Annotated in this window: 6 protein-coding genes; 3 read left to right on the top strand and 3 right to left on the bottom strand. The window is 60.0% G+C overall.

What is annotated here, in order from left to right; genetic code table 11:
- Window positions 1-517 precede the first annotated feature (517 nt).
- The 3 genes from msrA (at window position 518) to clpA (ending at window position 3,842) form a co-directional block, all read left to right on the top strand.
- The gene (gene msrA / locus IBX54_RS09625; protein ID WP_296542441.1) at window positions 518-1,066 is read left to right on the top strand and encodes a peptide-methionine (S)-S-oxide reductase MsrA; all 549 of its coding nucleotides are present in this window, start codon (window positions 518-520) and stop codon (window positions 1,064-1,066) included.
- Window positions 1,067-1,075: 9 nt separating this feature from the next.
- Window positions 1,076-1,432: an ATP-dependent Clp protease adapter ClpS gene (gene clpS / locus IBX54_RS09620; RefSeq protein ID WP_296542440.1), complete on the top strand. Its 357-nt coding sequence runs from the start codon at window positions 1,076-1,078 to the stop codon at window positions 1,430-1,432.
- Between the two features lie 82 nt (window positions 1,433-1,514).
- Entirely contained in the window at window positions 1,515-3,842 is a 2,328-nt protein-coding gene (gene clpA / locus IBX54_RS09615) for an ATP-dependent Clp protease ATP-binding subunit ClpA (RefSeq protein WP_296542439.1), read from the top strand.
- Between the two features lie 73 nt (window positions 3,843-3,915).
- Here the strand turns inward: clpA and IBX54_RS09610 are convergent, their stop codons facing one another.
- From IBX54_RS09610 to IBX54_RS09600, 3 genes are all read right to left on the bottom strand, one after another.
- Window positions 3,916-4,527, bottom strand: coding sequence for a DsbC family protein (locus IBX54_RS09610; RefSeq protein WP_296542438.1), 612 nt, complete (start codon window positions 4,525-4,527; stop codon window positions 3,916-3,918).
- 98 nt (window positions 4,528-4,625) lie between these two features.
- Window positions 4,626-6,050, bottom strand: a complete 1,425-nt coding sequence (locus tag IBX54_RS09605) for an efflux transporter outer membrane subunit (protein ID WP_296542437.1) — start codon at window positions 6,048-6,050, stop codon at window positions 4,626-4,628.
- A partial coding sequence (locus IBX54_RS09600) for an efflux RND transporter permease subunit (protein WP_296542436.1) occupies window positions 6,043-8,969 on the bottom strand: 2,927 nt, incomplete at its 5' end. The genes IBX54_RS09605 and IBX54_RS09600, both read right to left, overlap by 8 nt.

The raw sequence follows: 8,969 nt of genomic DNA, 5'->3' as shown, positions 1-8,969 counted from the left end.
GCGCAGGTTGCCCGCAGCAGGGCTGCGGGTCGCAGACAGCGGGGTCGCCTTTCTTTTGGGTACTTTTCTTTGGCGAAGCAAAGAAAAGTACCTCGCCCGCCGGGGCGAGACCCGGCACCGGAAGCCAAAAAAGGGTAGCGTCCTCTTGCACTCATCACCGTCATTGCGAACGAAGTGACGCAATCCATCTCCCCGAACTGCATAGCCTGCCGCGCTACGCTCGCAGTGACGAAGTCTCTGTTCATGATCTGTGTGCGGTATCGGGCCAGATACGGCTGGCTCGCAGTGGCGGCCTCTCTGTTCAAGGTCGGTGTGCGGTATCGGGCCGATACGAGGGGCTCGCGATGACGGTACTTTTTCATGATTTGGGGCGTCGCTGCGGATTCATGCAAGTTGGCGCAAGCTCAAACCCGGTCAATTCAAACAAAAACCCGTCCCCATCAGGTTTGTCGGTTTGCGGCTAGCATGAGCCGACAAGTCAAATTTTTTCAGGCCGATAAATTCAAGGAGTCGAATCATGCAGCAAGTTGGTGAAACCATCACCCTCGGCGGCGGTTGTTTTTGGTGCACGGAGGCGGTCTTTGTCCAGGTCAGGGGCGTGCGCGACGTGGAATCGGGCTATAGCAACGGCCAGACGCAGCAACCCACTTACGAGCAGGTGTGTACTGGACGCACTGGGCACAACGAAGTGGTCAAGCTGGTCTATGACCCGCAGCAAATCAGCGTGCGCGAGATACTGGAAATCTTCTTTTTGATTCACGACCCCACCTCGCTCAACGCCCAGGGCAATGACCACGGCACGCAGTACCGCAGCGGCGTTTACTTCAGCACACCAGAGCAGCAGCACGAGGCGCTGGCGCTGATTGACGAACTCACAAAAAGTGGGGCCTATGCGCGCCCCATCGTGACGGAGGTGCTGCCGCTGACCAATTACTGGCCAGCCGAAGACTACCACCAGGACTTTTTTGAAAAGAACCCCTACCAAGGCTATTGCATGGCGGTGGCCGCGCCCAAGGTGGCCAAGTTTCGCAAGACCTTTGCGCGCTTGCAGAAAGCAGACCGATAAAATCAGGTGATGGCCACAAAATTTCCCAAACCTCCCCCCGTCCGCCCCATCGAGCCTGCCGACAGTGACGGCACCGTGGTGCTGGAGCGCCGCACGCAGCGCACCAAACCGCCGCAGATGTACCAGGTGGTCATGCTCAATGACGACTACACGCCGATGGAGTTTGTGGTGATGGTGTTGCAGGAGTTTTTCAGCAAAGACCTCGAGACCTCGACCCGGATCATGCTCAAGATTCACCTCGAGGGCAAGGCAGTGTGCGGCGTATATTCTCACGATGTGGCATCCACCAAGGTTGACCAGGTGCTGGATGCCGCAGCCAAGGCCGGCCATCCGCTGAAGTGCGTTTGTGAACCTGCGGCGTTGTGAGTGTTTGAATCCCGACACAGCCAAATGAATTAAAAATCAGATTACAGTCAACGCCTGAAACAAAAGCCTTTAAAGGAACCTCATGATTGCCCAAGAATTGGAAGTCAGCCTCCACATGGCGTTTGTCGAGGCGCGTCAGCAGCGCCATGAATTCATCACGGTGGAACATTTGCTATTGGCCTTGCTGGACAACCCCAGCGCGGCCGAAGTGCTACGCGCCTGCTCGGCCAATATTGATGACCTGCGCAAGTCGCTGTTGACATTCATCAAGGACAACACGCCGCAGGTGGCCGGTACCGAAGATGTCGATACCCAGCCCACACTGGGTTTCCAGCGCGTGATTCAGCGCGCCATCATGCACGTTCAGTCCACCGGCAGCGGCAAAAAAGAAGTGACCGGTGCCAATGTGCTGGTGGCCATTTTTGGCGAAAAAGACTCACACGCCGTGTATTACCTGCACCAGCAGGGCGTAACGCGCCTCGATGTGGTCAACTTCATCGCCCACGGCATCAAGAAAAGCGACCCGCCCGAGCCGGTTCGCGCCGCCGAAAATGCCTCCGAATCAGACGATGGCGCCAGCGAGAAGAACGAAAAGGCCTCGCCGCTGGAGCAGTTCACGCAAAACCTGAATCAGCTCGCCAAGGACGGCAAGATCGACCCGTTGATCGGGCGCGAGCTCGAGGTCGAGCGCGTCATCCAGATCCTGTGCCGTCGGCGCAAGAACAACCCGCTGCTGGTGGGTGAAGCCGGTGTTGGCAAGACGGCCATCGCCGAGGGCCTGGCCTGGCGCATCACGCAAAAGGATGTGCCCGAAATCCTGGCCGAGTCGATTGTCTATTCGCTCGACATGGGCGCGCTGCTGGCGGGCACCAAGTACCGCGGTGACTTCGAGCAGCGCCTCAAGGGCGTGCTCAAGTCGCTCAAGGACAAGCCCAACGCCATTTTGTTCATCGACGAAATCCACACCCTGATCGGTGCTGGCGCAGCCTCGGGCGGCACGCTCGACGCCTCCAATTTGCTCAAACCGGCGTTGGGCTCGGGTGCGCTCAAGTGCATTGGCGCCACCACCTTCACCGAATACCGTGGCATTTTCGAAAAAGACGCGGCCCTGTCGCGCCGCTTCCAGAAGATCGATGTGCTGGAGCCCTCGGTGGAGCAGACGGTCGATATCCTGAAAGGGCTCAAGTCGCGCTTTGAGGAGCATCACCATGTCAAATATGCGCTGGCGGCGCTGCAGGCGGCCGCCGAGCTGAGTGCCAAGTACATCAACGACCGGCATCTGCCCGACAAGGCGATTGACGTGATTGACGAGGCCGGTGCTGCGCAGCGCATTCTGGTGCCGTCAAAGCGCAAGAAAATCATCAGCAAGGCCGAGATCGAGGACATCGTGGCCAAGATTGCCCGCATTCCGCCGGCCAATGTGTCCAACGACGACCGCGGCAAGTTGAAAACCCTGGAGCGCGATTTGCGCAACGTGGTGTTCGGCCAGGACAAGGCGCTCGACATGCTGGCCTCGGCCGTGAAGATGTCGCGCTCGGGCCTGGGCAAGGGCGACAAGCCGATCGGCACCTTTTTGTTCAGCGGCCCCACCGGCGTCGGCAAAACCGAATCGGCCAAGCAACTGGCCTACATCATGGGCGTCGAGCTGATCCGTTTCGACATGAGCGAGTACATGGAGCAGCATGCGGTGAGCCGCCTGATTGGCGCGCCACCCGGCTATGTCGGCTTTGACCAGGGCGGCCTGCTGACCGAGGCCATCACCAAGAAGCCGCATTGTGTGCTGCTGCTCGACGAAATCGAAAAAGCCCATCCGGCCATTTTCAATGTACTGCTGCAGGTGATGGACCACGGCACGCTGACCGACAACAACGGGCGCAAGGCCGATTTCCGCAACGTGATCATCATCATGACCACCAACGCGGGTGCCGAGACCATGGCCAAGGCCACCATCGGCTTCACCAATCCGCGCGAAGCTGGCGACGAGATGGCCGACATCAAACGCATGTTCACGCCCGAGTTCCGCAACCGGCTCGATGCCATCGTCAGCTTCAAGGCGCTCGACGAGAACGTCATTTTGCGGGTGGTGGACAAGTTCCTGTTGCAGCTTGAAGCGCAACTGGCCGAGAAAAAGGTAGAGGTCACGTTCACCGACAAGCTGCGCAAGCACCTGGCCAAGAAAGGCTTCGACCCGCTGATGGGCGCACGTCCGATGCAACGCCTGATTCAGGACACCATCCGGCGCGCGCTGGCCGACGAACTGCTGTTTGGCCGTTTGGTGGATGGCGGACGTTTGAAGGTGGAGCTTGACGACAGCGACGAGAGCAAAACCGAAGTGCTGCTCGACATTCAGCCGCTGCCCAAGAAAGAAGGCCGCGCCAAACCTGAGGTCCCGGAAGCTGCGACTACCTGAGTGGCGCCACATGACGTAAAAAAAGGATGCGATGCATCCTTTTTTTTGGCGACTTCAAGTCGTTTTTTGAAACTTATTCAACACCCAGCAAATTGGCCAATGCGGCTGTTTCCATGGCGCCATTGAAGGTCACAATGTCGCCGGTTTTGCGATGTTTGCCCAACAGGAACGGCACCGAATCCACACCCAGACGATTGAGCAACTGGGTGTTGTTGGCGATGGCCTGCTTGATCTCGTCGGGCACGTCGGCACTGGCTGCCATGCCGCCGGTGCCAGCCAGCAGGGATTGCTCATGCGCCGTCATGGTTTCAACCGGATTGGCAGCAGCCAGCAGTGCCGCACCCTGGGGTACGCTTTTGGTCGGGTTGAACGAGATCGGAATCCAGACGAACTTGACCTTGTCGAGCAGCGGCAGCGACGCCTGCCACAAGCGCCCGCAGTGCGGGCATTGCGGATCGAACAGCACATAGACGGGTTGCGCACTCATCAGGGCACCAACCGTGAAGCCTTTGCTCTCGGCAGCCAACATGTCGTAGGAGGAGCCGACGTTGGCCGCAGGTGCCGGTGCGGTGGCCGGCGCCGTGCTGGTATTTGGCGACGCGCCGGGGGCGGGCGTTTCTGTTCTGGAACAGGCGGAGGCAGCCAACACGATGGCGGTCAGCACCACAAGAGAGGTGTTTTTCATAGGTGGTTGGTGAGATTCTTGGGGTTAAAAAAATAGACGTCAACGCCATTTTTTGCGTTGACTATTGCAAGTTGGTGAAACCATTTTAGCGAGGCGGTTCAGGGTTGCGGCGCTACGGCGCCCCCGCCCAGCGTCTTGAACAGTGCAATCTGGTTTTGCTGGTAGGCCAGCCGGGTTTGCACCAGCGCCTGCTGCGCCGCGAACAAGGAGCGCCTGGCATCGAGCCACTCCAGCTGGTTCGCCACGCCGTGGTCCAGACGCAGTTGGGTCAGCTGGTTTCTCGCCGTTTCGGCCTCCAGCAGCGCTTGGCTGGCCTGCACTTGTTGCGCCAGCGTGGCGCGGCTGGCCAGTGCATCGGCGACCTCGCGAAAGGCGTTTTGGATGGCTTTTTCGTATTGCGCCACCGCTATTTCGCGCCCGGTTCTGGCCACGTCCAGATTGGCCTGGTTGCGCCCGGCATCAAAGATCGGCAGCACCAGTTGCGGCGCCAGCGTCCAGCCCCAAGAGCCGTCCTTGAACAGACCCGAGAGTGCGCTGCTGGCCGACCCGGCACCCACCGTGAGGCTGATGCGCGGGAAAAACGCGGCCCGCGCCGCACCGATGTTGGCGTTGCTGGCGATCAGCAGTTGTTCGGCCTGGCGAATGTCGGGGCGCCGCGCAAGCAGCTCAGACGGCAGTCCGGCGGGAAGTTCGGCCAGCCTCAGGGGTATTGCCTTGTCCCGCCTCAGTTGCGCCCGGCTGGCCTCGTCCAGCGGCTGTCCGAGCAGCAACACCAGGGCGTTTTCGTCCAGGGCGCGCTGGCGCTGCTGCTGGGCCAGCGTGACGCGCGTGCTTTCCAGCAGGGTTTGGGCACTGCGCAGCTCAAAGTCTGATGCGGCACCATGCTGCACCTTGAGTTCCACCAGCTTGAGCGAATCAGTGCGTGATGCCAGCGTTTGCCGAGACACCGCCAGCAGTTCTTCGTCGGCCAGCAGAGCCAGCCAGCCTTGTGCCACAGTGGCTATCAGGCTGATTTGCGCGGTTTGGGCTGCCTCTGAGGTGGCCAGGTATTGCGCCAGCGCTTGTTCCTTGAGGCTGGCGACCCGGCCAAAAAAGTCCAGCTCATAGGCGGTGACGGTTAAACCCGCCGCGTAGGCGCTGTTGATGCCGCCTGCACTGGTGGGGGTGCGTGAGCCCGTCACCGCCGCGTTGAGCGTGGGGAACTGGTCGGCACGGCGGATGCCAAGTTGGGCTCGGGCCTGTTCAATGTTGAGCGTGGCCACTCGCAGGTCGCGGTTGTTGGCGAGCGCCGTGGTGATCAGCTGGCGCAGTGTGGCATCGGTAAAGTAGTCTTGCCAGCCGGGTAAGGGGTTGGTTTGAAGCCCGGCTTGACCAGGCTGCGCAGAGGCCGGCCACTGTGCCGCCACCGGCGATGCAGGGCGTTCATAGCTTGGAATCAAACTACAGCCGGATACAAAAATAATAGCTGCCAATGCATGTGCAGTAAGCGCTAGATGGCGAAAAGCCTTAAATATTTTAGACATCGGTATGGACTCCCATATGCGCGGCCTGCTCGGCGTGAACAGCCTGCTGGCGCGCGCTGTCTTTGAAAATGCTGCGCATTACCACAAAAAAGATCGGTACAAACACCACTGCCAGGCTGGTGCCGGTCAGGATGCCACCAATCACCCCGGTGCCGATTGCGCGCTGGCTGGCCGAACCGGCACCACTGGCCAGGGCCAAAGGCAGCACGCCCAAGGTGAACGCCATCGAGGTCATCAAAATCGGCCGAAAACGCAGGTGGGCTGCTGCCAGCGCCGACTCGATCACGCTCCTGCCCTGGGCTTGCAGGTCTTTGGCAAATTCGATGATCAAAATGGCGTTTTTGGCGGACAAGCCAATGATGGTGATCAGGCCGACCTGGAAGTACACGTCGTTTGAATAGTCGCGCAGCAGTGTGGCCACAATCACGCCCAGCACACCCAGTGGTACCACCAGAATGACCGAGAGCGGAATGGTCCAGCTCTCGTAAAGCGCGGCCAGGCACAAAAATACCGACAAAATGGCAAAACCGTAGAGGATCATGGCTTGTGAACCAGCCAGTTTTTCCTCGCGCGAGGTGCCTGACCACTCGAAGCCAAAGCCTGGGGGCAACTGGCTGGCGAGTTTTTCCATCTCGACCAACGCCGCCCCAGTGCTGTAACCCGGCGCGGCGCTGCCGCTGATGCGCATGGCGGGGTAGCCGTTGTAACGCACGGTTTGCATGGCCCCTGTCACCCAGCGGGTGCTGGCAAAGGCCGACATGGGCACCATTTGCCCCTTGTTGTTGGCGACATTGAGTTTGAGTAAATCATCTGGCTGCATGCGTGCCGGTGCATCGGCCTGCACCACGACGCGCTGCAAGCGGCCCGCGTTGGGGAAGTCGTTGGCATAGGCCGAGCCCAGAGCGGTGGAGATGGTGGCGTTGATGACCTCAAAACCGACACCCAGCGCCGCAGCGCGGTCGCGGTCAATGTCCAACTGCAATTGCGGCGCGTCTTCCAGACCGTCAGGGCGCACTTGGGTCAGTACTTTGCTTGTGGACGCCATGCCCAGCAACTGGTTGCGTGCACCGAGTAGCGCCTCATGGCCCATGCCAGCGCGGTCTTGCAGCCGGAAGCTGAAGCCGCTTGATGAGCCCAGTTCGGGAATCGGCGGCGGGCTCAGCGGAAAGATGAACGCATCGCGAATGCCCGAGAGCGCGCCAAAAGACCGGCCCGCCAGCGCCTGTGCCGAGTTGTTTGGCCCGGAGCGTTCAGACCAGTCCTTGAGCGTGACAAACGCCAGCGCCGCATTTTGTCCCTGTCCCGAGAAGCTGAAGCCCAGCACGCTGACCATGCCTTGCACCTCGGGCTGTTTGAGGATGAACCCCTCAACCTGCTGCATCACCGCCAAGGTGCGTTCTTGCGTGGCACCCGGTGGCAGCTGCACGTTCACCAGCATCGTGCCCTGGTCTTCGTTGGGCAAAAATGAGGTGGGTAGGCGCTGGTACATCCACGCGGCCCCAGCCACAATGGCCAGGTAAATCACCAGGTAACGCGCGGCATGGGGCAGCAGTTTGGCAACACCCCCTTCATAAGTTTTGGCGGTTTTGGCAAAGCCCCGATTAAACCAGCCAAAAAAGCCGCTCTTGGCATGGTGATGACCGGCTTCCACGGGTTTAAGCAGCGTGGCACACAAGGCCGGGGTGAGTGACAGGGCCAAAAAGGCCGAAAACGCAATCGACACGCCCATCACGGCCGCAAACTGGCGGTAAATGTTGCCAATGCTGCCGCTGAAAAACGCCAGCGGGACAAACACCGAGATCAGCACCACCGTGACACCAATGATGGCCCCCGAGATTTGCCCCATGGCTTTGCGTGTGGCCAGCAGCGGCGATAAACCCTCTTCGCTCATGATGCGCTCGACGTTTTCGACCACCACAATTGCATCGTCCACCACAATGCCGATCACCAGCACCATGGCAAACATGGTCAGCACATTGATTGAGAACCCCATGGCCAGCAGCGTGGCAAAGGTGCCCAGCAAGGCCACGGGTACCACCAGTGTCGGAATCAAGGTGTAGCGCCAGTCTTGCAAAAACAAAAACATCACCAGAAACACCAGCGCAATGGCTTCCAGCAGCGTCACGGCCACCTGGCGCAGCGATGTCTCAATAAAACGTGAGCTGTCATAGGGAATGGCCCAGGTCATGCCTTTGGGGAAGAATTTTTCCAACTCGGTCATGCGTGCGCGCACAGCTTTAGCGGTGGCCAGTGCGTTGCCGCTGGAGGACAACTGTACGCCAATGCCCGTGGACGGTTTGCCGTTGAGTCGCGCCGACGTGGCATACGCCTTGGCTCCCAACTCAATGCGTGCGACATCTTTCAGGTGCACTGCAGAGCCGTCGGTGTTAGCGCGCAGCACCACGTTGCCAAACTCCGCCACGCTGCTAAGCTGGCCGTTCACCACCACAGTGGCGGAGATGCCCTGACCGGCCACGTTTGGCAGGCTGCCAATTTCACCTGCCGACACCTGCGCGTTTTGGCCGCGGATGGCGTTTGTGACATCGCTGGCAGACAAGTTGTAGCCCTGAAGTTTGGCCGGGTCGATCCAGATGCGCATCGCACGCTCGGTACCAAAGAGCTGCGCTTGACCCACACCGTTGATGCGCTGAATCTCAGGCAGGATGTTGCGCGAAGCGTAGTCGCCCAATGCCACTGGGTTGAGTTTTGGGTCGTCAGAAGAAAGGATGGCAAACAGCAGGAAGTTGCTGCGTGCCTTGTCCACCCGCACGCCCTGTTGCGTGACGGTCGAAGGCAGGCGCGGGCTGGCACGGCTCAGGCGGTTTTGCACATCGACCTGCGCCAGGTCGGGGTTAGTGCCGGGATCAAAGCTCAGCGTGATGCTGCCGGTGCCGTTGGCCTGAGCCACTGACTCCATGT

Origin of the sequence: Rhodoferax sp., from assembly GCF_014859475.1 — a bacterium.
GTDB lineage: Bacteria > Pseudomonadota > Gammaproteobacteria > Burkholderiales > Burkholderiaceae_C > Rhodoferax.
The sequence above is the reverse complement of the archived record's forward strand: the minus strand, read 5'-3'. Positions and strand labels throughout refer to the sequence as shown.

Coding starts and splice junctions, on each gene's coding strand:
- clpS (WP_296542440.1), top strand. CDS start 1,076: ATGGCCACAAAATTTCCCAAACCTCCCCCCGTCCGCCCCATCGAGCCT.
- clpA (WP_296542439.1), top strand. CDS start 1,515: ATGATTGCCCAAGAATTGGAAGTCAGCCTCCACATGGCGTTTGTCGAG.
- msrA (WP_296542441.1), top strand. CDS start 518: ATGCAGCAAGTTGGTGAAACCATCACCCTCGGCGGCGGTTGTTTTTGG.
- IBX54_RS09610 (WP_296542438.1), bottom strand. CDS start 4,527: ATGAAAAACACCTCTCTTGTGGTGCTGACCGCCATCGTGTTGGCTGCC.
- IBX54_RS09605 (WP_296542437.1), bottom strand. CDS start 6,050: ATGTCTAAAATATTTAAGGCTTTTCGCCATCTAGCGCTTACTGCACAT.